We start from the raw sequence: 23,586 nt of genomic DNA, 5'->3' as shown, positions 1-23,586 counted from the left end.
GGCCCGTTCCGGTCGCGCCGCCCCCCGGGGGCACCGGTGCGGGGAAAGGGGCCGGCCGGGACGGTCCGGGGGGTTTCGGCCAGGTGCCGGGCCGGAGCCCGCCCCGGCACCTGAGAGAATGGCGGCATGGCTTCTGATCGTCCTCGCGCGCTCTCCGGCATCCAGCCCACCTCCGGTTCGTTCCACCTCGGGAACTACCTCGGAGCCATCCGCCAGTACGTCGCCCTGCAGGAGACGCACGACGCCTTCTACATGGTCGTCGACCTGCACGCGATCACCATGCCGCAGGACCCGGCGGACCTCCGCGCGAACACCCGGCTCTCCGCCGCGCAGCTGCTCGCCGCCGGACTGGACCCCGAGCGCTGCACCCTCTTCATCCAGAGCCACGTGCCCGAGCACGCGCAGCTCGGCTGGGTCATGAACTGCATCACCGGCTTCGGCGAGGCCAGCCGGATGACCCAGTTCAAGGACAAGTCCGCCAAGCAGGGCGCGGGCAACGCCACCGTCGGCCTGTTCACGTACCCGATCCTCCAGGTCGCCGACATCCTGCTGTACCAGGCGAACGCGGTCCCGGTCGGCGAGGACCAGCGCCAGCACATCGAGCTGACCCGCGACCTCGCCGAGCGCTTCAACCAGCGCTTCGGGAAGACCTTCACGCTGCCCGCCGCGCACATCGTCAAGGAGGTCGCGAAGATCTACGACCTCCAGGACCCGGCGATCAAGATGTCGAAGTCCTCGTCCTCGCCCAAGGGCCTGATCAACCTCCTCGACGAGCCCAAGGCCACCGAGAAGAAGATCAAGAGCGCGGTGACGGACACCGAGGCCGAGATCCGCTTCGACGCCGAGAAGAAGCCCGGCGTCAGCAACCTGCTCACCATCTACTCCACCCTCACCGGCGAGAGCGTCCCGGCCCTGGAGGCCGCGTACGAGGGCAAGGGCTACGGCGCGCTGAAGACCGACCTCGCCGCCGTGATGGTCGACTTCGTCACCCCGTTCCGCCTGCGCACCCAGGCGTACCTGGACGACCCGGAGACGCTGGACTCGATCCTCGCCAAGGGCGCGGAGAAGGCCCGCGCCGTCGCCTCCGAGACCCTCGCGCAGACGTACGACCGCCTCGGCTTCCTGCCCGCCAAGCACTGAGCGGCCGAGGGCCCTGGCGATACCGGGGGTGCTGCCGCCACACTGGGGCGGCAGCAGCAGCCCATCGACACAGACGGAGGACAGACACGTGGGGACCGCAACGCTCGGCGTTTCGATCGCGGTCCCGGAGCCGTACGGCAGCCAGCTCCAGCAGCTGCGCGCCGGCTTCGGGGACGCAGCCGCGCACGGCATCCCCACGCACGTCACCCTCGTCCCGCCCACCGAGGTCGACGCGGACCGGCTCCCGGAGATCAAGGCGCACCTCGCCGAGGTCGCGGGCGCGTTCCGGGCCTTCGCGATGCGGCTGTCCGGGACGGGCACCTTCCGGCCCGTCTCCCCGGTCGTCTTCGTCCGGATCGTCGAGGGCGTCGCGGGCTGCACCCGCCTGCAGGGCGCGGTCCGCGATCCGGCCGGCCCGCTCAGCCGCGAACTGGCCTTCCCCTACCACCCGCACGTCACGGTCGCCCACGGGATCTCCGAGGAGGCGATGGACGTGGCGTACGGCGCCCTGGCCGACTACGCGGCCGAGTGGACCTGCGCGGGCTTCGCCCTCTACGAGCAGGGCTCGGACGGCGTCTGGCGCAAGCTGCGCGAGTACCCCTTCGGGGACGGCCCGACCGGCGTCCCGGGGCAGCCGGACTCGGTTCCCGGCGCCGCGGCCGACACGACCGCACGGCCCTCCTGACGCAGCGGTCGCAGGGCCTGGCGCGTGCGGAACCTGAGCCTGCGCAGGACCAGGGCGTGGAACGGGCGGGCCGTCGGGCGAAAAGTCACAATCGACGACCGTAGTCCCCGAAAGCGGCAATCCCGGCTATTTCCGGCGGCTGAATTACGGTGACCCCATGGACTGGCTGACGAAACTCCCGGTGATCGGGCCGCTGGTGGCCCGTCTGATGCGGACGCACGCGTGGCGCTCGTACGAACGCCTCGACCGGGTGCACTGGACCCGGCTCGCCGCGGCGATCACCTTCATCAGCTTCCTCGCGCTCTTCCCGCTGATCACCGTGGCCGCCGCCGTGGGCGCGGCCCTGCTCAGCCAGGACCAGCTGGACCGGCTGCAGAAGAACCTCGCCGAGCAGGTCCCCGGCATCTCCGACCAGCTCGACCTCGAAGGCCTGGTGGCGAACGCCGGCACGGTCGGCCTGGTCGCCGGCGCCCTGCTGCTGTTCACCGGCATCGGCTGGGTCGGCTCGATGCGGGACTGCCTGCGCGCGGTCTGGGAGCGGGACGACGAGGACCAGGGCAACCCGTTCACCCGCAAGGGCAAGGACGCCCTCGTCCTGCTCGGCCTCGGCGGGGTCGGCCTGGCCTCGGCCGCCGCCTCGACCTTCGGCGCCAGCGCGGTCGGCAAGTCCGCCGAGTGGCTGGGCATCCCGCGCGACGGCGCGGGCGGCGCGCTGCTGCGGACCGGCGCCTTCCTCGTGGGCGTCCTGGCCGCGTTCCTGCTGCTGCTCTACGTGCTGACGCTGCTGCCCGGCGTCGAACCGCCGCGCGGGCGGCTGCTCCAGGCGGCGCTGATCGGCGCGGCCGGTTTCGAACTGTTGAAGCTGCTGCTCAGCGGCTACATGCGGGAGGTGGCGGCGAAGAGCATGTACGGGGCCTTCGGCGTGCCGATCGCCCTGCTGCTGTGGATCAACTTCACGGCCAAGCTGCTGCTGTACGTGGCCGCCTGGACGGCGACCCGCGACGACGGGGGCGAGACGGGCGACGCGGGCGGCGACGGTGCGCAGGGCCTGCGACCGGCCGCCGCGGGCCCGGCGCCGGACCGTGCGCCGGCCGCGGAGCCGGGCCCGCGGCCGGGCCCGCGGCCGGGCCCGGCTTCGGGCCCGGCGCCCGCGCGGCCGTAGGCCGTGTCGCCCGGGCCCCGGCCGCCGGGCCCCCGGCCCGGCCCCGCGCGGCCTTCCGTCAGCCCCGGCCGGTGCCGCGGCGGCCCCGGGGCCAGCGCCGGTTGACGGCGATGCCACCGCCCACGAGCGCGGCCAGTGCCCCGCCCGCGACGCCCAGGGCCGTGCCCAGACCGCCGCCCGCACCGTCGCCCCCGGCGGCCGAGGCCCGCTCGTTCTCGTGGGACTGGGCGGGGGAGCCGAGCGAGGTGGTGTCCGCGCTCTTCGGCGGCACCAGCTCACCCACCGGCCGGACCTTCCCGGCCGCCGCGAAACCCCAGTCGAAGAGCGCCGCGGTCTCCTCGTACACCGCGTTGCCGCCGCCGGAGCTCGGGTTCATCACCGTGACCAGCAGCTTGCGGTCGCCCTGCTGGGCCACGCCGGTGAAGGTGGCTCCGGCCTGGGTGGTGTTGCCGTTCTTGACGCCCGCGATGCCCTTGTACGGGGACATGCCGTGCGCACCCGTCATCAGCCGGTTGGTGTTGCTGATGCCGAAGGACTCGCGCGGCTTGCCGGGCTCCTGCCGGCCGGGGAACTGCGCGTCCGCCGTGCCGCAGTACTCCCGGAAGTCCTGCTTCTGCATCCCGGAGCGGGCGATGAGCGTCAGGTCGTAGGCGCTGGACACCTGCTCCGGGGCGTCGTAGCCGTCCGGCGACACCACGTGGGTGTCCAGGGCCTGGAGCTCCTCGGCGTGCGCCTGCATGTCCTTGACGGTCTTGTCGATGCCGCCGTTCATGGCCGAAAGCACGTGCACGGCGTCGTTGCCGGACATCAGGAAGACGCCCAGCCACAGGTCGTGGACCGTGTACTCGTGGTCCTCCTTGACCCCGACCAGGCTGCTGCCCGCACCCACCCCGGACAGCTCCTCGTCGGTGACCCGGTGGACCTGCTCCTTGGGCAGGCTCGGCAGCACCGTGTCCGCGAAGAGCATCTTCATGGTGGAGGCGGGGGGCAGCCGCCAGTGCGCGTTGTGCGCGGCCAGCACCTTGCCGGACTCGGCGTCGGCCACGATCCAGGACCGGCCCGAGAGGTTGGCCGGCAGGGCGGGCGCGCCGGGCAGCAGGTTGACCTGGGTCCCCGGCTGCCCGAGCGCGGCCCCGCCGACCGTCGACATCGACGCGGGGGGCGCCAGGGGCGCCTTCGCCGGACCGCCCTTGCCGTCGGCGGGCGGAGTCGGCGCGGCGTACACCGGGGCCACGAGCATCGAGGGGACCAGCAGTGCGGCGGACAGGACCGTCCATGCGGTCTTCTTGGCATACACGCAGGTGAAAGTACATCCCGATCGGCGCTCTGCCGATGCGGACCGGCCCTTTCGAGGCAACCACCCCCGGGACAGCCCACCCCGGCGCGTCCGTCCCGGGGAAGAAACCGATACTGAGGGCATGAAACTCAGCCCTGCCGCCTCCTGGTTCCTGCTCGCCTTCGGCGTGTGGAGCTGGTTCATCTGGGTGTCTTTCGTCCGGAACCTGTGGAAGAACGGCAGCGGCCTGGCGTTTGACGCGGCCGGCGATCCCACCTCGTACTTCTGGGTGCACCTGACGCTCGCGGTGACGTCCTTTCTCCTGGGGACGGCCGTCGGAGTGATCGGGTTGCGCGGGGTGCGCGCAGTGCGGCGCGCGTCACGCACGGAACCGGACACGGGTGCGGGGTCCGCGGCGTGATGATCCTGGTCTTCGTCCTCGTCGCGCTGGCGGTCCTCGCCCTCCTGGTGCTGGTGCACCGCTGGCTCTGGGTGCGGCTGGTCCGCGACACCACCGCGCCCGGCGGTCTCGCCCGCCGCGTCGGCACGTCCTTGGCCATCGCCCTGCCCCTCCTCTCTGTGGCCGCCCTGACCGCGGGCCGCGCCGGCGCCCCCTTCCGGGTCCAGCAGGTGGTGGCCTGGCCGGGGTTCCTCTGGCTCGCGGTGCTCCTGTACCTCACCCTGACGATGCTGGTCGCCGAGCCGATCCGCGCGCTGTTGCTCCGCCGTCTGGCCCACCGGACGCCCTCCGGGGTGGCGGCGGCGCCCGCCGAGCAGGTACCGGCCGCGGCCGGCGCCGGAGCGCAAGGCGCCCCTGAGGAGGTGCGGGAGGAACCCGGGCCGGACGCCGCGCAGACCCCGGCCCCCGCCCCGGCACCGGAGCTGAGCCGCCGCCGGTTCGTCGCCCGTACGGTCGGCGGGGCGGCCGCCGCCGTGGCCGTCGGCACCGTCGCGAACGGCGCGTACGGCGTCCTGCGCGGCCCGTCCGTCAAGCGGGTGCGGGTGCCGCTGGCCAAGCTGCCGCGCGCGGCGCACGGGTTCCGGATCGCCGTGGTCAGCGACGTGCACCTCGGCCCGATCCTCGGCCGCGGCCACACCCGGCGCATCGTCGACGCCGTCAACCGGACCCAGCCCGACCTGATCGCCGTCGTCGGCGACCTCGTCGACGGCAGCGTGCACGACCTCGGCCCGGCCGCCGAGCCGCTGCGCGAGCTGAGCGCGCGGCACGGCGCGTACTTCGTCACCGGCAACCACGAGTACTTCTCCGGCGCCCGCCAGTGGGTGGACCACGTACGGGAGCTGGGCCTGACCCCGCTGGAGAACGCCCGCCGGGCCCTGCCGCACTTCGACCTCGCCGGGGTGAACGACGTGGCGGGCGAGGCCGAGGGGGAGGGCCCCGACTTCCAGGCCGCCCTCGGCGACCGGGACCGCGCCCGGGCCGCCGTGCTCCTCGCGCACCAGCCCGTCGTCATCCACGACGCCGTCCGGCACGGCGTGGACCTCCAGCTGTCCGGCCACACGCACGGCGGCCAGCTCTGGCCCGGCAACTACCTGGCCGAGCTCGCCAACCCCACCGTCGCGGGCCTGGAGCGCTACGGCGACACCCAGCTGTACGTCTCCCGGGGCGCCGGGGCCTGGGGGCCGCCGGTCCGGGTGGGGGCGCCGTCCGACATCACAGTGGTGGAACTCGCCTCATATCAGGCCTGAACCGCCCCAACCGGCCATGACCCGACGCATTTCGGCCTTCCCGCGGCCGAGATTCCGTGATGGGATGACCGGTAATCGAACAGCGCACCGCTGTCGGCGGTACAAGGGTGGGGTACACGGGATGCGGTCTGTCCGCTCGAAGATCATCGCGGCCGGGCTGGTCCTCGGCGTGGCCGGAGTCGGGGCCTGGCAGCTGCTCCCCGACGACGGGAACGGCCGGGGGGCCATCCGGGTGGGGACGAGCGACGTCGTCTCCGCCCTCGACCCGGCCGGGGCGTACGACGCCGGCTCCTGGGCCCTGTTCAGCAACGTCTACCAGTCGCTGCTGACCATCAAGTCGGGCTCCGACACCCCGGTCCCGGACGCCGCCACCTCCTGCAAGTTCATCGGTCAGAAGCTCACCACCTACCAGTGCGAGCTGCGCCCCGACCTGAAGTTCCCGAGCGGTCGCGCCATCGGCGCCGAGGACGTCAAGTACTCCTTCGACCGGGTCAAGGCCATCAACTCCGACCAGGGGCCCGCGCCGCTCTTCAACACCCTGGACTCGGTGAAGGCCGAGGGGCGCACGATCACCTTCAACCTCTCCGCCTCGGACGCCACCTTCCCCTTCAAGATCGCGACGGGCGCCGCCTCGATCGTCGACAAGGAGAAGTACCCGGAGAAGGCGCTGCGCACCGAGAACAAGGTGGACGGCTCGGGCCCGTACAGCCTGGGCGAGTACAAGCCGGGCGAGCGCGCCGTGCTCACGCCCAACGCCACGTACAAGGGCCAGGCCAAGCCGGCCCACACGCCCGTGACGGTCCGCTACTACGAGGACTCCGCCCAGCTCGACCAGGCCTGGAAGGACCGCGAGGTCGAGGTCGCGCACCGGGAGATGCCGCCCACCGTGCTCGCGGCCCTCAACCCGGGCCTGAAGGACACCCGTTACCAGACCTCCGGCGGCAGCGAGACCCGCTCCATGGTCTTCAACGTCCGGCCCGGCTCGCCGGCCGCCCCGCTCGCCGTCCGCCAGGCCGTCGCCGCCGTCGTGGACCGCTCCAAGCTGGCGACCACGGTCCTGTCCGGCACCGTGACCCCGCTCTACTCGCTGGTCCCGGCGGGCATCGCCGCCCACAGCACCCCCTTCTTCGACACCTACCCGGCGCCGAACGGCGCCACCGCCAAGAAGCTGCTCAAGGACGCCTCGATCACCACGCCCGTCGCCCTCACCGTCGGCCTCAACGCCCGCGGCACGAACATGGCCGAGGCCGAGGAGCTCAAGCGACAGCTGGAGTCCACCGGCCTCTTCCGGCTGACGCTCAAGCCGGTCGACAAGTGGGAGGACTTCCAGAAGGGTTACGCGGCCGGCGAGTTCGACGCGTACACCATCGGCTGGATCGCGGACTTCCCGGACGCCGACAACTTCCTCGCCCCGCTCGTCGGCGCCGACTCCTCGATGAACAACGGCTTCGCCGACAAGACGGTCGACGCCCTCATCACCCGTACCCAGTCCCACTCGGAACGGGCCGAGGCCGCCGCCGACTTCCGCGAGCTCCAGAAGGTGGTCTCCCAGCAGGTCCCGATGCTGCCGCTCTGGCAGAAGAAGGACTACGTGCTGTCCCGCGACGCGGTGACCGGCGCCCAGTACCTGTCCGACGGCACGGGCGTGTGGCGCCTGTGGGAACTCGACTGGCTGTAGGGACCCGGGGACCGGTCCGGCCGCGGGGCCGCCCGGCCCCGAGCCGCCCCGAGGCGCCCACCCCGACCCGAGCCGCCCCGGTCCTGCCGGTTTGAGGACGGTACGCGACGTTTGTTCTATTCCCTGTGAGATTCTTTGCGCGAGGACGCGGCGGCAGACCGACCGCGTCCGACCGGGGCGGGCGCCCCCGGCCGGCCGAAGAGAGGGAGAACCAGTGCACAACGAGACGGACGCGATACGCGACGAACGGCCGGGGCGCAGGCTGTCCTGGCCGTGGTTCCTGGTCGTCGTGGTCGTGTACGCGGGCATCATCCAGGGTCTGGGCAGGCTGATCGGCGTGGACACCGCCGGCTCCGAAAGCCAGTTCCCCACCACCGAGGCCCTGGTGCGCAACGCGCTGATCCCGATCGGGGCGTCGATCGTGTTCGGCGCCGCGGTCGTCACCTGGCTCGGGTGGTGGGGCGAGGTGCTGCGCTCCCGCGCACCGGTGCGGCGCTGGGTGCGCTGGGTGCCGATCTCGATGCTCGCCGTCGCGCTGTTCGGCCTGAACTACGGCCACCTCGCCGACCAGAGCGTGTCCCTGGTGGCCTCCCTGCTGCTGCTCGGGCTGTTCGTCGGGGTCGGCGAGGAGCTGATGTTCCGGGGCATCGGCGTCCAGGTCTTCCGCCGGGCCGGGTTCACCGAGGGCAAGGTCGCCCTCTGCTCCTCGGTCGTCTTCGGCCTGGTGCACCTCAGCAACGCCCTCGGCTCGGGGGTGCAGGCCGTCTACCAGGCCCTCGTCGTCTCGACCTCGGGCTACTTCTTCTACCTGTGCCTGCGCGCCGGCGCCACCCTCCTGCTGCCGATGCTCGTCCACGGCCTCTGGGACACCAGCCTGTTCTCGAACCTCGTGGGCGACGAGCCCCAGGGCTCCGTCGGCATGGTGCTGATCGTCCTGCTCCAGGCCGTTCTGATCGTCGTGCTGCTCGTCAAGCGCCGCACGGTCGAGCCCGCGGCCGCGGCCGTCACGGCCTGACGGCCCTCCGTACGGTCCGGCCGCGGGGGCGCCGACCCGGCCGCAACGGTCAGGAGGCCCCGGCCGCACCGGCGCCCGGCGCTGCCGCGGTCACGGTCGCGAGGTCCGGGTCCGGGTCCGGGTCCGAGGCGCGCTTCTTCGACGCCACCGTCTGCGCCATGCCGGGCAGGAAGTCCGCGAACAGCTCGTGGACCTCCCGCACCAGCGGCCGCAGCACCCGGAACCGGGCCAGGACGATGCCCCGCGTGGTCAGCTGCGCGCCGCGCTCGGCCAGCCGGCGCGTCTTCTCGCTGTTCGGCGAGCGGTCGAAGACCCAGTACAGGACCAGGCCCATCTGCGAGAGCCACATCAGCTCGGGCAGTACGTCGGCCAGTTCGGCCGGCACCTTGGTCTTCGCCCCGGCCAGCACCTCGCGGTGGATGTCGATCGCGGCCTTGCGGGCCGGCTCCGACTCGGGGGAGAAGGGACTGAGCGGACTCTCCGGGTCCGCCGCGTTCTTGAAGAACTGCGAGGCGAACTCGTGGTACGGGGCGGCGATGTCCATCCAGCTGGTCAGCACACCGGCGAGCCGCTTCTGCAGGTCGGTCTCGTGGTCCAGGACGGGCCGCACCGCGGCCTGGTGGGCGGCGCCGATCCGGTCGTAGAACCCCTGGACCAGGTGTTCCTTCGACTCGAAGTAGTAGTAGGCGTTGCCGACCGAGACACCGGCCTCCTTCGCGATACCCCGCATCGTCGTCTTGTCGAAGCCGCGCTCCTGGAAGAGCCGGAGCGCGGTTTCGAGGATGAGCGTGCGGGTCTGCTCGCTCTTGGGAGCCTTCTGATCAGTCACGGTGCACGAGCCTATCGGGGGACGGAACACCGGTCGTCACAGGCCGCCGGATCCGCCGGGTCCGCCGCGCCGCCCGGCGGGTCCGTCCCGCCGGGCGGCCCCTCGGTCCGCAGCGCCGCCCGCCACTTCGACGCCGTGTACATGGCGGCCCGGGCGAAGGGCCGGCCCGCGGCGGTGGCCAGCCAGTCGGCCTTCGGACGGTGCTCGGCCAGCGCCCAGAGGCAGACGACGAAGGCGTCCGTCCCCCTCCACACCTGCCCCGCGTCCCCGACCACGGTGATCTCCTTCAGCGTCGACGCGTGGTCGAGACCGGGGAACCGGCGCCGCGCCTCGTACGACGCGGCGGGGACCAGGGCGAGGGGGACCAGCTGCGGCTGCGCGAGCAGCCAGTGCCGGATGTGCACGCAGAGCGGACAGCCGGCGTCGTACAGGACGGTCAGAGCGCGGACCGCTTCCGGGGCGGCCACGGCTCAGGCCCCGGCCGGTGCGGTCCACCCCTGGGGGGCGACCGGCGGGGTGTGCCGGCGCTCCGCGATCCCCCGGCGGCGCATCCTGTTGAGCACCCACACGTTGCCCAGGTGCATGACCCCGAGGACCAGCAGGACGACGCCGAGCTTGACCGAGAGCGCCTCGAAGAGCTCGCGGGCGCTGCGGACCTCGTCGGTCTGGCGCAGGTAGAGGGTCACGAAGCCGATGTTCACCAGGTAGAAGCCGACGACCAGCAGTTGGTTGACGGCGTCGGCGAGCTTCTCGTTCCCGGCGAGCACGTCCCCGATGAAGACCCGGCCGTTGCGGCTGAGGGTGCGGGCCACCCAGACGGTGAGGCCGATGCTGATGAGCAGGTAGACGACGTACGCGACCACGGTGAGGTCCATAGTCCTCAGCCCCCTTGAACGTGTTCAATAAACCCGACGGTGATCACTGTAGGGCCTTTTTTGAACAGGTTCAAGCGAAGTCCGCCCCCCGTGCTTCAGCGCAGCGGAGCCAGAAACTCCAGCAGCAGCCCCCTCGTCTCCGCCGGCCGCTCCAGCGACGGCAGGTGCCCCGCCCACGGCAGTTCGAGGTGGACCGCGCCCGGGACGAGCGCGGGCAGGCCGGCCGCGACCGCGCGGACGTCCGCGAGGCCGTGCGCCCGGCCGTGCGCCGCCAGCGGGTTTGCGGGGACCGGGGCGGGGACCGGGACCGGGGCAGGCCCCCGGCGGACCCTCAGAAACCGAGCGCGCGGGCCTGGTTGACCTGTGACATCACCCAGGCGTACGTGTGCGCGTCCACCGCCGGGATCATCGTGGCGTGGTGGCGGCCGCCGCCGGAGACGGTCACCTGGACGTAGCCGGTGGTGACCTTCTCCTTCATCAGCAGGAAGAGCAGGCCGAGCAGGCAGAACACCGCGAAGACGACCGCCAGCACGATGGCGTGGGTCGGGATCCTCTCCTCGGTGCGCGAGAAGTCCGTGGCGTTCCAGATCGAGCCCCGCAGCGGCATCGTCCCCGACGGGGTGACGATCTGGTCGCCGACGACGCTGATGTCGCCCAGCGAGAGCATCCCGCCACCGCCCGGGAACGGGCCGTAGGGGGGCGCGGAGAAGCCGGGGCCGGCGAGGGTCGGCTGATGGGCGGGGGCCGCCGGATGGGGGTGCGGGTAGCCGTAACCCGCCCCGCCGGGAGCGTGCGGGTAGCCGTAGCCCGACTCGCCCGGGCCCCAGCGGTAGTCCTCCGGGCCCGCGGGACCGGGCTGCGGGCCTCCCCGGCCCGGGTCGCTCGCGTAGGGGTTCGGCTGCTGGTCGCTCATGCGGCCGATCCTTCCACAGCCCCCGCCCCCGCGTACCCCCCCGTGAGCGGACCGCGGCGCGGGGCGGCGCGCGCGGCCCGGAACGCGCCGGGGCCCCGTGCCCCGGACGGTGGTCCGGGGCACGGGGCCTCGTACGGCGGTGGCGGTCCGGGCGGCAGCCGCCGCGGGGGCCCGCCGGCGGATCAGAAGCGGCGTGTGATCAGGGCGCGCTTGACTTCCTGGATCGCCTTGGTGACCTCGATGCCGCGGGGGCACGCGTCGGTGCAGTTGAAGGTCGTGCGGCAACGCCACACGCCGTCCTTGTCGTTGAGGATCTCCAGCCGCTGCTCTCCGGCCTCGTCGCGCGAGTCGAAGATGAAGCGGTGCGCGTTGACGATCGCCGCCGGGCCGAAGTACTGGCCGTCGTTCCAGAACACCGGGCACGAGGAGGTGCACGCGGCGCACAGGATGCACTTGGTGGTGTCGTCGAAGCGCTCGCGGTCCTCGGCGGACTGCAGGCGCTCGCGCGTCGGCTCGTTGCCCTTGGTGACCAGGAACGGCATGACGTCGCGGTAGGCCTGGAAGAAGGGCTCCATGTCGACCACGAGGTCCTTCATCACCGTGAGGCCCTTGATGGCCTCGACGGTGATCGGCTTCTCCGGGTTGATGTCCTTGATCAGCGTCTTGCAGGCGAGCCTGTTCTTGCCGTTGATCCGCATCGCGTCGGAGCCGCAGATGCCGTGCGCGCACGAGCGGCGGAAGGTGAGCGTGCCGTCGAGGTCCCACTTGATCTTGTGGAGACCGTCGAGCACGCGCTCCTTCGGGTCGATCTCGATCTGGAAGTCCTGCCACTGAGACTCGTCGGAGATCTCGGGGTTGAAGCGGCGGATCCGGAAGGTGACCGTGATGAACGGCGAGGCGGCGGCCGCCGCCTCCATCGCGTCCGTCTTGGACAGGGTCGGGGTGGCCATCAGTACTTACGCTCCATCGGCTGGTAGCGGGTGACGACGACGGGCTTGTAGTCCAGCCGGACGGAGTCCCTGCCGTCGTCGCCGACCTCGCGGTACGCCATGGTGTGGCGCATGAAGTTGACGTCGTCGCGGTTCGGGTAGTCCTCGCGGTAGTGGCCGCCGCGGGACTCCTTGCGCGCCAGCGCGGACACGGCCATGACCTCGGCCAGGTCGAGCAGGTTGCCCAGCTCGATGGCCTCCAGCAGGTCCGTGTTGAAGCGCTTGCCCTTGTCCTGGACGGACACGTTCCGGTAGCGCTCGCGCAGCTCCGCGATCTTGTCGACCGCGGTCTTGATGGTCTGCTCCGTACGGAAGACCATCACGCACGCGTCCATCGTCTCCTGGAGCTCCAGACGCAGGTCGGCGACCCGCTCGTGGCCCGTGGAGTTGCGCAGCTGCTCGACGAGGTCGACGACCTGCTGCGCCGGGTTCTCCGGGAGCTCGACGTAGTCGTGGGCGTGGGCGTAGGCCGCGGCCGCGATGCCCGAGCGCTTGCCGAAGACGTTGATGTCCAGCAGCGAGTTGGTGCCCAGGCGGTTCGCGCCGTGCACCGACACGCACGCGACCTCGCCGGCCGCGTACAGGCCCGGGACGACGGTGGTGTTGTCCGCCAGGACCTCGCCCTCGACGTTCGTCGGGATGCCGCCCATGGCGTAGTGCGCGGTGGGCTGGATCGGGATCGGGTCCGTGTACGGCTCGATGCCCAGGTACGTGCGCGCGAACTCGGTGATGTCCGGGAGCTTCGCGTCGAGCTGCTCCGGCGGGAGGTGCGTCAGGTCCAAGTACACGTGGTCGCCGGCCGGGCCGCAGCCGCGGCCCTCGCGGATCTCGGTGTAGATGGAGCGCGAGACGACGTCACGGGACGCGAGGTCCTTCATGACCGGCGCGTACTTCTCCATGAAGCGCTCGCCGTCCTTGTTGCGGAGGATGCCGCCCTCACCGCGGGCGCCCTCCGTCAGCAGGATGCCCATGCGCCAGATGCCCGTCGGGTGGAACTGGAAGAACTCCATGTCCTCCAGCGGCAGACCGCGCCGGTAGCAGGCCGCCTGGCCGTCACCGGTGAGGGTGTGCGCGTTGGAGGTCACCTTGAAGAACTTGCCGGTGCCGCCGGAGGCGTAGATGACGGACTTCGCGTGGAACACGTGGATCTCGCCGGTGGCGAGCTCGTACGCGACCACGCCGGCCGACTTCTTGACGCCGTCCTCCTCGACCAGGAGCTGGTCCAGGACGTAGAACTCGTTGAAGAACTCCACGCCCTCCTTGACGCAGTTCTGGTAGAGCGTCTGGAGGATCATGTGGCCGGTGCGGTCCGCGGCGTAGCAGGACCGGCGGACCGGGGCCTCGCCGTGGTTGCGGGAGTGGCCGCCGAAACGGCGCTGGTCGATGGTGCCGTCCGGGGTGCGGTTGAACGGCAGGCCCATCTTCTCCAGGTCGAGGACCGCGTCGATGGCCTCCTTCGCGAGGATCTCGGCGGCGTCCTGGTCGACCAGGTAGTCGCCGCCCTTGACCGTGTCGAAGGTGTGCCACTCCCAGTTGTCCTCCTCCACGTTGGCCAGCGCGGCGGCCATGCCGCCCTGCGCGGCGCCCGTGTGGGAGCGGGTGGGGTAGAGCTTCGTCAGCACCGCGGTGCGGCTGCGCTTCGTCGACTCGATGGCGGCGCGCATGCCCGCGCCGCCCGCGCCGACGATGACGGTGTCGTACTTGTGGATCTTCATTGGTTTCGCCTCAGCCCCGTTGCCTAGCGGATGTTCGGGTCGAAGGTGAAGATCACCAGCGTGCCCAGAAGGATGGTGAACACCGTGGCGGTGTAGAGCAGGCCCTTCAGCCACAGCCGCGTGTTGGCGCGCTCCGCGTAGTCGTTGATGACGGTGCGCAGGCCGTTGGAGCCGTGCAGCATGGCCAGCCACAGCATCAGCAGGTCCCAGACCTGCCAGAACGGGGACGCCCAGCGGCCGGCCACGAAGGCGAAGCCGATCTTGGAGACGCCGCCGTCCAGCACCAGCTGGATGACGAGGTGGCCGATGACGAGCACGACCAGCACGACGCCCGACAGGCGCATGAAGAGCCACGCGGCCATCTCGAAGTTGCCGCGGGTCGAGCGCGGGGTCTTGGCGGTGCGCTTGCGCGGGGCCTCGATGTACGGCGCTGGGTGATCGACGTCGTACAGGCTCGCGCCCTCGACGTCGCCGATGACCTTGGCGGAAGAAGTGTCAGAGGACATGCGTGTCACTTCCCGAACAGTTCGAGGTAGGCGTGGCCCAGGACGGGGTAGAGAGCCCCGACCATCAGCACGATCCAGATGCCCACGACGGTCCAGAGCATCTGCTTCTGGTAGCGCGGGCCCTTGGACCAGAAGTCCACGGCGATGACACGGAGACCGTTGAGCGCGTGGAAGAGGATGGCGGCGACGAGGCCGTACTCCAGCAGCGCGACGATCGGGGTCTTGTAGGTAGCCACTACATCGTCGTACGCCTCGGGAGAGACGCGGACGAGTGCGGTGTCGAGGACGTGTACGAACAGGAAGAAGAAAATGAGGACGCCGGTGACTCGATGAGCCACCCAGGACCACATTCCTTCCCGGCCGCGGTACAACGTTCCAGCCGGCACGGAAAACCCTCCGGAAGCGGGGCGGGGGCCAGCCGGCTTCTTTGTCGGTCGGGCCCGGCCGGGTACGGTCCACCGGCCCCGGACATCGTAGCGACGCTTTGTCGGTTCCCTTGCGCGGGGGTCATCGGTGTGATCAAACAGGCACGGACGGACTATCCCACAGGGGCAAATAGCCCGAATTCCTCCGCAGTCGGCCCATCGGCGGAGCCCGGCGCCCGCATCGGGCCGGGCCGGGCCGGGCGCGCGGGGCCGGCGAGCGGCGGGTCCGGGCGGGCGCGGTGCCCGGAAGCGAACCGAAAGGATGACGGGCCGGCCCCGGGCCGGCGGGCGCGACGGGCCCGGAAAGGGGACGACGACCGAGGCCGCCACCCCCCACAGGAGAGGCCCCGGTCGCCGTCCGTCACGGGCTCGTGCGACAAGCCCGTACCCCTGTCAGCGCCCCGAGTGCGTTTTGTGTCACACCTCGCTCCGCGCAGGGTTGGTTGCTCGTTGTACAACTCGTGGACGGCGGTGCGCGAAAGCCGTAACGTGCTGATTTGCGCCAGACGTACAGGACAGTGAACGGGTTGGGGACTTTGCTGGGGGACGACGCGGAGCTGACCGCCGCGGTGCTCGCGGCACAGGACGGCGACGAGGACGCGTTCCGTGCTGTGTACCGCGCCGTGCACCCGCGCCTGCTCGGATACGTGCGCACCCTCGTCGGCGAGGGCGACGCGGAGGACGTGGCCTCCGAGGCCTGGCTCCAGATCGCCCGCGACGTCGACTCCTTCACCGGTGACGCCGACCGCTTCCGCGGCTGGGCCGCCCGCATCGCCCGCAACCGGGCCCTCGACCACATCCGGATGCGCGGCCGCCGCCCCGCCATCGGCGGCGACGACACCGAACTCACCGGGTGGGCCGCCGAGTGCGACACCGCGGGCGCCGCCATGGAGTCCCTCTCCACCGGGCTGACCATGGCGCTGATCGCCCAGCTCCCCCAGGACCAGGCCGAGGCCGTCGTCCTGCGCGTGGTCGTCGGCCTCGACGCCAAGAGCGCCGCCGAGACCCTCGGCAAGCGCCCCGGCGCGGTGCGCACCGCCGCGCACCGCGGCCTGAAGAAGCTGGCGGAGCTGCTGGGCGCCGAAGGCGTGAGCGGCGACTTCGGGCCGGGCCGGGCGGCGGGGGCCGAAACGGACTCGGTCGTGCGGGCCGGGGTCGGCCATAATGCCGGTGGCCAGGCATGGGACGGCGGGGGCGGGAGGGATCTCGACGCCGTACCCGCGCAGCGCGGCCACGGCGGGGGCCTCGTAGAACAAACCGGTGTGACGCATTCACGTTGGCGGACGCAGAAGGACATGTGATGGCCGACGAGCGCGACAGGTGGCTGGACGAAGCCGCCGCGGACCGACTGCTGCGCGGAGAACCCGCGGAGCCGGTGGGTCCGGTCGCCGGTACCCGCGCCCCGGCCGAAGCCGCCCGACTGCGCGCCGCCCTCGACGCACTGGCCCCGCGGCCCCCCGCCCCCGATGAACTCCCCGGCGAGGCCGCGGCCCTGGCCGCCTTCCGGGTGGCCCGCGCGGCGCGCGGCGCGAAGCCCGCCGGTGCGGTACGGAGCGCCGGTGCGGCCCGCGCCGCGGGGTCCGGGCCCGGAGCCGAGCCCGGCGTCACCCTGCTCGACCTCGGCCGGCTGACGCCGGTCGCCCCCTCGCGCTCCCGCTCCCGCCGGCCGGTGCGCTTCGGGCTCGCGGCCGCCCTCGCCAGCGTCGCCGTGGGCGGTCTGGCCGCCGCGGCCGGGGCCGGGCTGCTGGACGGGGACCGGTACGACGGCGCGGGTCCGGCGCCGGCCGCGTCGGTCAGCGCCGACGGGAACGACTCCCCGGACGCCGGCCCCGCCACCCTCGACCCGCAGCCGCGGCCCACCCCGCAGCGCGGTGACCCGGCCCCCTCGCCGGGCCCGGGCGGGGCGACCCGCGCCCCGGACCCGTACGCACCCGCCCGGCCCGACGGCGGCACCGGGGACGGCATCCTCGGCGGGGTCTCCGCGGGCGGGACGGACGGCGGCGGCCCGGACCGCGAGCGGCAGGGCGCCACGGAGGGCGGCGGCGCGGACGACGCGGGCGGCGGCACGGAGGGCAACCGGGACACCTTCGCCAACGGCGGCGCCAAGGACCGGGACCGCGACCGGGAGGCCCGGCAGCGGGCCCCGGAGCTGTGCCGGGCCTACCGCGAGGGCCGGCTCGACGAGGACCGCCGGGAGAAGCTCACGCACCTGGCCAGCGGTCTCAACCGCATCAAACGCTACTGCGACGCCCTGCTGGCCGGCGCGGTCGCCGGCCAGCGCGGCGACGGCGACAGGCCGGGCTCACCCGGCCCGCCCGGAGCACCGCCCCGCTCCGGCGCGTCCGCGGGCGGCTTCGGCGGCCGCGACCTGCTCAAGGCGCCCACGCTCGGCCCGGCGCGACCGGGCGGCCCGGCGCTGACGGGCCGCGGCTGACGCCTCCCGAAGCCGCCCTCGAACATCCGCTGACCCGCCTGTAACACTTTTCGAATCCACGGCGCAGTACATATCGAGCCGACTGGTCATCGGCCGCGCATGAGCCGGGGTTCCCCCCGTACCCCTGGGCTCTGCGCAACCGGCGCGGGCGGGGCACGTTCCCCCGGCCCTGCCCGCGCCCCTCACCCTCCGGCCCGCCGCTCCGGTCCCTGCCGGACGCCGCGCACCCGCGGCCCCCGGACCGCGGCCTACCAGTAGACGACGACCTTGTCGCCGACCTGCACCTGGTCGAACAGGGCCGACAGCTTGCCCTTGTCCCGCACGTTGACGCAGCCGTGCGAGGCGCCGGCGTAGCCGCGGGCCGCGAAGTCGGCCGAGTAGTGCACCGCCTGGCCGCCGCTGAAGAACATCGCGTACGGCATGGGCGTGTGGTAGATCGTCGACGTCCAGTCCTTGGCCTTCCACCCCACGTTGAAGACGCCCTCGCGGGTCGGGGTGTTCTCCGAGCCGAAGCGCACGTCCATCGTGGAGACCGTCTTGCCGTCGATCATCCAGGCGAGCGTGCGGCTCTCCTTGCTGATGCACATGACCCGGCCCTGCATGCAGCGCGGGTCCGGCGCGTCGGCCTCGATGACCTCCGGCGGACGCAGCTCGTCGGCGGTGGGCTTCTTGCTGGCGCCCTGGATCTTCTTCCAGGTGGCCGCGTCGACCGAACCGGTGCCGGGCAGCCCGTTCTTCGACTGGAAGGACTTGACCGCGGCGGTCGTCTTCGAACCGTAGAAGCCGGTCGGCGCCACCGACATCAGCTTGAGCTGCTTCAGGCGCGCCTGGAGCTCGCGCACCTGGTCGGAGTCGTCGCCGTTCGCCATGATCTGCTTCACCGTCGGAGAGGGCGAGGCGGAGGCGGACGGGGAGGCCGACGCGGAGGCCGACGCCGAAGGCGAGGGGGAGGCCCCGCCCGGCTTGTCGTCGGTGGTCGGGGAGGCTTCGGGGGAGGTGCCCGCCGTGGGCGAGGCGGAGACCGGGGAAGCGGGGCCGGCGGACTCCGACTTCTGCGGACCGCAGGCGGTCGCGGCGAGCGCGACGGCGGTGACCACCCCGAGCGTGCGGATTATGGCTCTCTGGCGTTGCATTGCTGTCCCCCGATTTCTGCGTCGTGTATGTAGGTGATGCCTGTCGCTCGCGGAGAGTTGCACGGGGACCCCGGATGTTGCGCCATTGTGACCAGGGGCCGCCCGCCGCCGTTCACCGGCGTGCGCGGGGACGGTTGTATCAGCCCGGGGCCCGTTCGCTCTACGGAGGATTGGTCGATGTCGCGCACCGAGAGCGGAATCCCGATCGAACCGGTCTACGGGCCGGGGGACCTGACGGGGTGGGACCCGGCCGTCGCGCTCGGCGAGCCGGGCGGTTTCCCGTACACCCGGGGGATCCACCCCGGTATGTACACCTCCCGCCCGTGGACCGTGCGGCAGTACGCCGGCTTCGGCTCGGCCGCCGAGTCCAACGCCCGCTACCGGCAGCTCATCGCGGCCGGCGGCACCGGCCTGTCCGTCGCCTTCGACCTGCCCACCCAGATGGGCCACGACTCCGACGCACCGCTCGCGCGCGGCGAGGTCGGCCGGGTCGGCGTCGCCGTCGACTCCATCGAGGACGTGCGGGCCCTCTTCGACGGCATCCCGCTCGACCGGGTCTCCACCTCGATGACCATCAACGCGCCCGCCGCCGTGCTCCTGCTGCTCTACCAGCTCGTCGCCGAGGAGCGGGGCGTCCCCGGCGCGCTGCTGACCGGGACCGTGCAGAACGACGTCCTGAAGGAGTACATCGCGCGCGGCACCTACATCTTTCCGCCCGCACCCTCCCTGCGGCTGACGGCGGAGACCCTCCGCCACTGCCGGAGCGAACTGCCCCGCTTCAACGCCATCTCCGTCTCCGGCTACCACATGGCCGAGGCGGGGGCCTCGCCCGTGCAGGAGGTGGCCTTCACCCTGGCCAACGCCGTCGCCTACGTCCGCACCGCCCTGGCCGCGGGCCTGGACGCGGACGCGTTCGGACCCCGGCTCTCGTTCTTCTTCGTCGCCCGCACCACGCTGCTGGAGGAGGTCGCGAAGTTCCGCGCGGCCCGGCGGATCTGGGCCCGGACCATGCGCGAGGAGTTCGGGGCGCGCGACCCCAGGTCCCTGATGCTGCGCTTCCACACCCAGACCGCCGGGGTCCAGCTGACGGCGCAGCAGCCCGAGCTCAATCTGGTACGGGTGACCGTGCAGGCGCTCGCCGCCGTACTGGGCGGCACGCAGTCGCTGCACACCAACTCCTTCGACGAGGCCATCGCGCTGCCCACGGAGAAGGCGGCCCGGCTCGCGCTGCGCACCCAGCAGGTGCTGGCCCACGAGACGGACGTGCCGCACACCGTGGACCCCTTCGCCGGTTCGTACGCGGTGGAGCGGATGACGGACGACCTGGAGGCCGCGGCGCTGGAGCTGATGCGGCGGGTCGAGGACCGGGGCGGGGCGGTCGCCGCGATCGAGGCCGGGTTCCAGAAGGCCGAGATCGAACGCAACGCCTACCGCATCGCGCGCGAGACCGACTCCGGCGAGCGGGTGGTGGTCGGGGTCAACCGCTTCGCCCTGGAACGGGAGGAGCCGTACGCGCCGCTGCGCGTGGACCCGGAGACCGAGGCCCGCCAGCGCGCGGCGCTGGTCCGGCGGCGGGCGGAGCGCGACGGGGCCGCGGTCGCGGCGGCGCTCGGCGGGCTGCGGCGGGCCGCGGCCGGGACGGCCGACGTGCTGCCGCCGATGAAGGAGGCCCTGCGCGCCCGGGCGACGGTGGGCGAGGTGTGCGGGGTGCTGCGCGAGGTCTGGGGGACGTACCGGCCGGTCGACGCGGACGGGTGAAGGGCGTGCGCGGGGGCGTGCGGAGGTTCGCCCGGACGGGTGACCGTCGTCACCCCGGAAACGGCTGGCGGGACAGGTGCGTCCCTGTGGGACACTCCTGCCCATGCTGGGTGTGACAGACCTTCCTACCTACCTCGCCGGCCTGGTGCTCATCGTGCTGCTCCCCGGGCCCAACTCCCTCTACGTGCTCTCCGTCGCCGCCCGCAACGGCGTCGCGGAGGGCTACAAGGCCGCCGCCGGAGTGTTCACCGGCGACGCGGTGCTGATGCTGCTCACGGCGGTCGGCGCGGGCGCGCTGCTCCAGGGGAGCCCGCTGCTGTTCACCGTGGTGAAGTTCCTCGGCGCCGGCTACCTGGCGTGGCTGGCCGTGGGCATGATGCGGGCGGCCGTCGCCCTGTGGCGCGACCGCACGGCGCACAAGGAGGCGCTGCTGACCGGCGCGGAACCGGAGGGCGGCGCCGAGCGGCCCTACCGGCGGGCGCTGCTGGTCAGCCTGTTCAACCCGAAGGCCATCCTGTTCCTGCTGTCCTTCTTCGTGCAGTTCGTCGACCCCGGGTACGCCTACCCCGCGCTGTCGTTCCTGCTGCTCGGCACGCTCTCCCAACTGGTCAGCTGCCTCTACCTGTCGATGCTGATCCTCACCGGAACCCGGCTGTCCGCGGCCTTCCGGCGCCGCAAGCGGCTCTCGGCCGGGGCCACCACGGCGGCGGGCGTGCTGTTCCTGGGCTTCGCCGCCAAGCTCGCCGTCAGCTGAGCGAACGCCGCAGCCGCCCGAGCCGGCGCACCGCCCGCCGCACGCTCCGGCTCCGGGGCAGGAACGCCAGCCGGGCCGGGACGCCGCCGGGCAGGCCCAGCGCGGTCAGCCGGCGGCGGGTCGCGTACGGCCAGACCCCCGGCGCCGGGAGGGCCGCCAGGTAGGCCTCGGCCCGGTCCCGGTGGGCCGCCAGGATCCGCGGCTGCATGGTGTAGCCGACCGCGGTGAGCAGGCCGGCCAGTTCGGCCCGGACCCGCTCGGGGCCCGGGGCGCGCCAGGCGCGGACCGCGTCCGCGTCCGCCAGGTCCGGGAGCAGGGCGTCGACCAGGGCCAGCGGCACCCGGTTGCTGTTCGGGTACGGGGTCAGGCGGGCCAGCACCGCCTCCGTGCCGGTCCGGGCCACGGGGAGCCCGTACAGGGTGGCGGCGGTCAGCAGGCCGGTGGAGAAGCAGCCGACGACGAGCGCCGGGCGCAGCCGCCGGTACAGCGTCTCGGCCGGCACCGGTGCGGCCACCACGGTCAGCCGGGCGCCGAGCCGCTCGGCCTCCAGCTCGGCGCGGCGCGAGGAGACGAGCGGGGCGCCGGGGTGCGGTTTGAAGACCAGTTCCCGGTGGCCCAGCGCGTGGGCCCCGCGGACCATCGAGACGTGCAGCCGCTCCTCCTCCTCGGGGGTCATCAGGTCCAGCGCCGAGAGGTACTGGCCGAGCAGCAGGGCGGGCCCTTCGCCCGCGCCGGGCTCGGGGAGCTCCGCGCGTCCGGGGAGCTCCGCGAGCTCGGCCGGATCGGCCAGGTCGGCCAGTTCGGCGAAGACCTTCAGCAGGGCCTCCGCCGGCAGCACCTCGGCCCGTACGCCGAACTCGGTCAGCAGCAGCGGCTCCAGACCCGGCACCAGGTCCGGGTGGAGCACCCGGCGCACCCGCATCCCGAGCTGCGGGTCGAGGCGGAAGCGGGTGGGTCCGTAGCTCATCAGCCCGTCCGCGTAGACGTCCACGGCGGCGCCGGGGAAGAGCCGGCACAGGCTCTGGGCCGGGGGCACCTGGAGGGACTCCACGACCAGCTCGACGCGGTCCTCGCCGAGGCCCCACAGGGTGCGCAACTGCCGTTCCCAGAGCGGGACGTCCTCCGCGCGCGGGGCCCAGGTGCTCGGGTGCTGCGGGGCGATGACGGCGTTCCAGTCGAGCACCTCGTCGAACCTGGTGCGCAGGGCCGCGAAGCCGGGCACCCGCGCCACTCCGGGGGCGACTTCGGCGGTGACGGCGTGGTTGCTGGTCAGCAGGATGCGGCGGCGGGCCGGCGGGAAGAGCCCGGCGTCGACACCGGCGGCCAGCGAGGCCGCGCCGTAGAGGGTGGAGACCAGGAAGACCTGCGTGGGCGGGGCGGCGGTCGCGGCCGTGCCCGCGGCCGCATGCGCGCCCGTGCTCGTGCTCGCACTCCTGCTCGTGGTCATCAGGCACCCGCTCCCGACAGGACGCGGCGGCCGGAGCCGCGGCGGCGGATTCGGCGCAGCAGAGTGGCGCGCTCCAGGTCCATCGCGTCGAGGGCGCCGTCCAACACGTCCTGCGGCATGCGCCCGAGCGCGTCCGCGCCCATCGAACGGAGTTTCCTGGCCACGGCAGGTTCGTACCTTTCGATCGAGCCGAAATGATGCGCGATGATCGCGCAATACGTGCGCACCGCTTTCGGCAGCAATCGGTCCGATTCCGGGTCGGCCGCCGTGTCGGCGAGTACCTGATCAAATGCGCGAATGAAATCGAGCTGCCGTTCGTCACCGATTTGCGTCAACGAGGTGGAAATCCCGCGACGGTAGAAGATTCCGGGCATCGCGACCGCCGCGAAGGACCGCGCCTCCCGGTGCAGCCGCCAGATCCACGGCCGGTCCTCCGCCGTCCGCAGCCCGTCCGTGAAGCGCAGCACCCCGCTGTCCAGCAGCCTGCGGTGGTACATCCCGGCCCAGGCGTACGGATAGTCGACCGCACTCGCCCGGTCGACGGGCAGGATCGCGCCGCGCGGATCGCCGACGACCGCCTGCGGCCCGTAGGGCACCCGCTCCACGCTCCGCGTCCGACCGGTGCACCGGACATGGTCGGTCCGGACGAAGTCGCAGTTCAGAGCCTCGATGGCGGCCAAGACCCGCGCCAGGTGACCCGGCGCCAGCCAGTCGTCCCCGTCCAGGAAGGCGAGGTACTCGCCGCGGGCCGCGTCCAGCCCGGTGTTGCGCGCGGTGGCCAGTCCGCCGTTGCGCCCGTGTCTGAGGTGCACCGCCCCGGGCAGCTCGCGCGCGGCCCGTTCCAGCAGGTCGGGGGTCCCGTCCGTCGAGCAGTCGTCGACGAGCAGGAACTCGAAGTCGTCCCGGGCGTTGAGCCGCAGGCTCCGCAGGGCGTCCGGCGCGTAGGTCTGCACGTTGTAGAACGGCACGACAACAGAGAGCTTGAGCACCCGCGTGACATTAGGGCGCCGCCCGGCATTCACCGTGTCCCGTGCGGGGATTTCATGTGAACGGCGCGGGGCGGCCGCGTTAACCCGTGCGCTTTCGCATTTCGTCGACGGCTTGTTAACCCGCTGTTGTGCGGTCGTTGGGCCGTTCACCGGAAT

The 23,586-nt window shown here is 72.6% G+C and carries 23 protein-coding genes; 11 read left to right on the top strand and 12 right to left on the bottom strand.

Features of this window, described 5'->3' with window-relative positions; genetic code table 11:
- Positions 1-126 precede the first annotated feature (126 nt).
- The 3 genes from trpS to CP968_RS13245 all read left to right on the top strand — a co-directional run bounded on the left by trpS (position 127) and on the right by CP968_RS13245 (position 2,987).
- Positions 127-1,140 carry a tryptophan--tRNA ligase gene (gene trpS, locus CP968_RS13255; RefSeq protein WP_150518220.1) on the top strand — a complete coding sequence of 338 codons (1,014 nt, stop codon included), beginning with the start codon at positions 127-129 and terminating at the stop codon, positions 1,138-1,140.
- 88 nt (positions 1,141-1,228) lie between these two features.
- Positions 1,229-1,825, top strand: coding sequence for a 2'-5' RNA ligase family protein (locus CP968_RS13250; protein ID WP_150518219.1), 597 nt, complete (start codon positions 1,229-1,231; stop codon positions 1,823-1,825).
- Positions 1,826-1,982: 157 nt separating this feature from the next.
- Positions 1,983-2,987, top strand: coding sequence for a YihY/virulence factor BrkB family protein (locus tag CP968_RS13245; protein WP_150518218.1), 1,005 nt, complete (start codon positions 1,983-1,985; stop codon positions 2,985-2,987).
- Between the two features lie 58 nt (positions 2,988-3,045).
- Here the strand turns inward: CP968_RS13245 and CP968_RS13240 are convergent, their stop codons facing one another.
- Positions 3,046-4,227 (bottom strand): D-alanyl-D-alanine carboxypeptidase family protein, encoded by a 1,182-nt coding sequence (locus CP968_RS13240; RefSeq protein ID WP_425282248.1) that lies wholly within the window; start codon positions 4,225-4,227, stop codon positions 3,046-3,048.
- Positions 4,228-4,405: 178 nt separating this feature from the next.
- Between CP968_RS13240 and CP968_RS34815 the strand changes: the two genes are divergently transcribed.
- The 4 genes from CP968_RS34815 to CP968_RS13220 all read left to right on the top strand — a co-directional run bounded on the left by CP968_RS34815 (position 4,406) and on the right by CP968_RS13220 (position 8,663).
- The gene (locus CP968_RS34815; protein WP_150518216.1) at positions 4,406-4,684 is read left to right on the top strand and encodes an SCO4848 family membrane protein; all 279 of its coding nucleotides are present in this window, start codon (positions 4,406-4,408) and stop codon (positions 4,682-4,684) included.
- Positions 4,684-5,970: a metallophosphoesterase gene (locus CP968_RS13230; protein ID WP_189828843.1), complete on the top strand. Its 1,287-nt coding sequence runs from the start codon at positions 4,684-4,686 to the stop codon at positions 5,968-5,970. The genes CP968_RS34815 and CP968_RS13230 overlap by 1 nt, the downstream gene beginning before the upstream one ends.
- 121 nt (positions 5,971-6,091) lie before the next feature.
- The gene (locus CP968_RS13225; protein ID WP_150518214.1) at positions 6,092-7,648 is read left to right on the top strand and encodes an ABC transporter substrate-binding protein; all 1,557 of its coding nucleotides are present in this window, start codon (positions 6,092-6,094) and stop codon (positions 7,646-7,648) included.
- A 214-nt stretch (positions 7,649-7,862) separates the two neighbouring features.
- Complete coding sequence (locus CP968_RS13220; protein WP_150518213.1) at positions 7,863-8,663, top strand: CPBP family intramembrane glutamic endopeptidase; 801 nt, start codon at positions 7,863-7,865, stop codon at positions 8,661-8,663.
- A 49-nt stretch (positions 8,664-8,712) separates the two neighbouring features.
- Here CP968_RS13220 and CP968_RS13215 read toward each other — a convergent pair whose 3' ends face one another.
- The 8 genes from CP968_RS13215 to sdhC form a co-directional block, all read right to left on the bottom strand.
- Positions 8,713-9,492, bottom strand: a complete 780-nt coding sequence (locus CP968_RS13215) for a TetR/AcrR family transcriptional regulator (protein ID WP_150518212.1) — start codon at positions 9,490-9,492, stop codon at positions 8,713-8,715.
- An 11-nt stretch (positions 9,493-9,503) separates the two neighbouring features.
- Positions 9,504-9,959: a thiol-disulfide oxidoreductase DCC family protein gene (locus tag CP968_RS13210; RefSeq protein ID WP_150518211.1), complete on the bottom strand. Its 456-nt coding sequence runs from the start codon at positions 9,957-9,959 to the stop codon at positions 9,504-9,506.
- A 3-nt stretch (positions 9,960-9,962) separates the two neighbouring features.
- On the bottom strand, positions 9,963-10,367 hold the full coding sequence (locus tag CP968_RS13205) for a hypothetical protein (protein WP_150518210.1): 405 nt from the start codon (positions 10,365-10,367) through the stop codon (positions 9,963-9,965).
- Between the two features lie 331 nt (positions 10,368-10,698).
- The gene (locus tag CP968_RS13200) at positions 10,699-11,280 is read right to left on the bottom strand and encodes a hypothetical protein (RefSeq protein ID WP_150518209.1); all 582 of its coding nucleotides are present in this window, start codon (positions 11,278-11,280) and stop codon (positions 10,699-10,701) included.
- Positions 11,281-11,462: 182 nt separating this feature from the next.
- Positions 11,463-12,230, bottom strand: a complete 768-nt coding sequence (locus CP968_RS13195) for a succinate dehydrogenase iron-sulfur subunit (protein WP_150518208.1) — start codon at positions 12,228-12,230, stop codon at positions 11,463-11,465.
- The gene (gene sdhA, locus CP968_RS13190) at positions 12,230-13,984 is read right to left on the bottom strand and encodes a succinate dehydrogenase flavoprotein subunit (protein ID WP_150518207.1); all 1,755 of its coding nucleotides are present in this window, start codon (positions 13,982-13,984) and stop codon (positions 12,230-12,232) included. Before sdhA ends, CP968_RS13195 begins: the two co-directional genes overlap by 1 nt.
- Before the next feature lie 23 nt (positions 13,985-14,007).
- Complete coding sequence (locus tag CP968_RS13185; protein WP_150518206.1) at positions 14,008-14,490, bottom strand: succinate dehydrogenase hydrophobic membrane anchor subunit; 483 nt, start codon at positions 14,488-14,490, stop codon at positions 14,008-14,010.
- A 5-nt stretch (positions 14,491-14,495) separates the two neighbouring features.
- Positions 14,496-14,876 (bottom strand): succinate dehydrogenase, cytochrome b556 subunit, encoded by a 381-nt coding sequence (gene sdhC / locus CP968_RS13180; protein ID WP_078892868.1) that lies wholly within the window; start codon positions 14,874-14,876, stop codon positions 14,496-14,498.
- A 575-nt stretch (positions 14,877-15,451) separates the two neighbouring features.
- On the opposite strand from sdhC, the gene CP968_RS13175 reads away from it, so the two are divergent.
- Both CP968_RS13175 and CP968_RS13170 read left to right on the top strand, forming a co-directional pair.
- The gene (locus tag CP968_RS13175; RefSeq protein ID WP_150521898.1) at positions 15,452-16,216 is read left to right on the top strand and encodes an RNA polymerase sigma factor; all 765 of its coding nucleotides are present in this window, start codon (positions 15,452-15,454) and stop codon (positions 16,214-16,216) included.
- Complete coding sequence (locus CP968_RS13170) at positions 16,216-17,349, top strand: hypothetical protein (protein WP_150518205.1); 1,134 nt, start codon at positions 16,216-16,218, stop codon at positions 17,347-17,349. The genes CP968_RS13175 and CP968_RS13170 overlap by 1 nt, the downstream gene beginning before the upstream one ends.
- Positions 17,350-17,597: 248 nt before the next feature.
- On the opposite strand, the gene CP968_RS13165 is transcribed toward CP968_RS13170, so the two are convergent.
- A complete protein-coding gene (locus CP968_RS13165) occupies positions 17,598-18,482 on the bottom strand; it encodes a L,D-transpeptidase family protein (RefSeq protein ID WP_150518204.1) in 885 nt (294 codons plus the stop codon).
- A gap of 177 nt (positions 18,483-18,659) precedes the next feature.
- Here CP968_RS13165 and CP968_RS13160 point away from each other — a divergent pair, with 177 nt between their 5' ends.
- Both CP968_RS13160 and leuE read left to right on the top strand, forming a co-directional pair.
- Positions 18,660-20,240, top strand: coding sequence for an acyl-CoA mutase large subunit family protein (locus CP968_RS13160; RefSeq protein WP_150518203.1), 1,581 nt, complete (start codon positions 18,660-18,662; stop codon positions 20,238-20,240).
- A gap of 103 nt (positions 20,241-20,343) precedes the next feature.
- Complete coding sequence (leuE, locus tag CP968_RS13155; RefSeq protein WP_150518202.1) at positions 20,344-20,994, top strand: leucine efflux protein LeuE; 651 nt, start codon at positions 20,344-20,346, stop codon at positions 20,992-20,994.
- Here leuE and CP968_RS13150 read toward each other — a convergent pair.
- Together CP968_RS13150 and CP968_RS13145 are read right to left on the bottom strand one after the other, a co-directional pair.
- Positions 20,987-22,441 (bottom strand): alpha-2,8-polysialyltransferase family protein, encoded by a 1,455-nt coding sequence (locus tag CP968_RS13150; RefSeq protein WP_229885988.1) that lies wholly within the window; start codon positions 22,439-22,441, stop codon positions 20,987-20,989. The two genes, leuE and CP968_RS13150, sit on opposite strands and share 8 nt — an antisense overlap.
- Positions 22,441-23,430 (bottom strand): glycosyltransferase family 2 protein, encoded by a 990-nt coding sequence (locus CP968_RS13145; RefSeq protein WP_150521896.1) that lies wholly within the window; start codon positions 23,428-23,430, stop codon positions 22,441-22,443. Before CP968_RS13145 ends, CP968_RS13150 begins: the two co-directional genes overlap by 1 nt.
- Between the last annotated feature and the right edge of the window lie 156 nt (positions 23,431-23,586).

This window comes from Streptomyces subrutilus (assembly GCF_008704535.1).
Taxonomy (GTDB): Bacteria; Actinomycetota; Actinomycetes; order Streptomycetales; family Streptomycetaceae; genus Streptomyces; species Streptomyces subrutilus.
The sequence above is the reverse complement of the archived record's forward strand: the minus strand, read 5'-3'. Positions and strand labels throughout refer to the sequence as shown.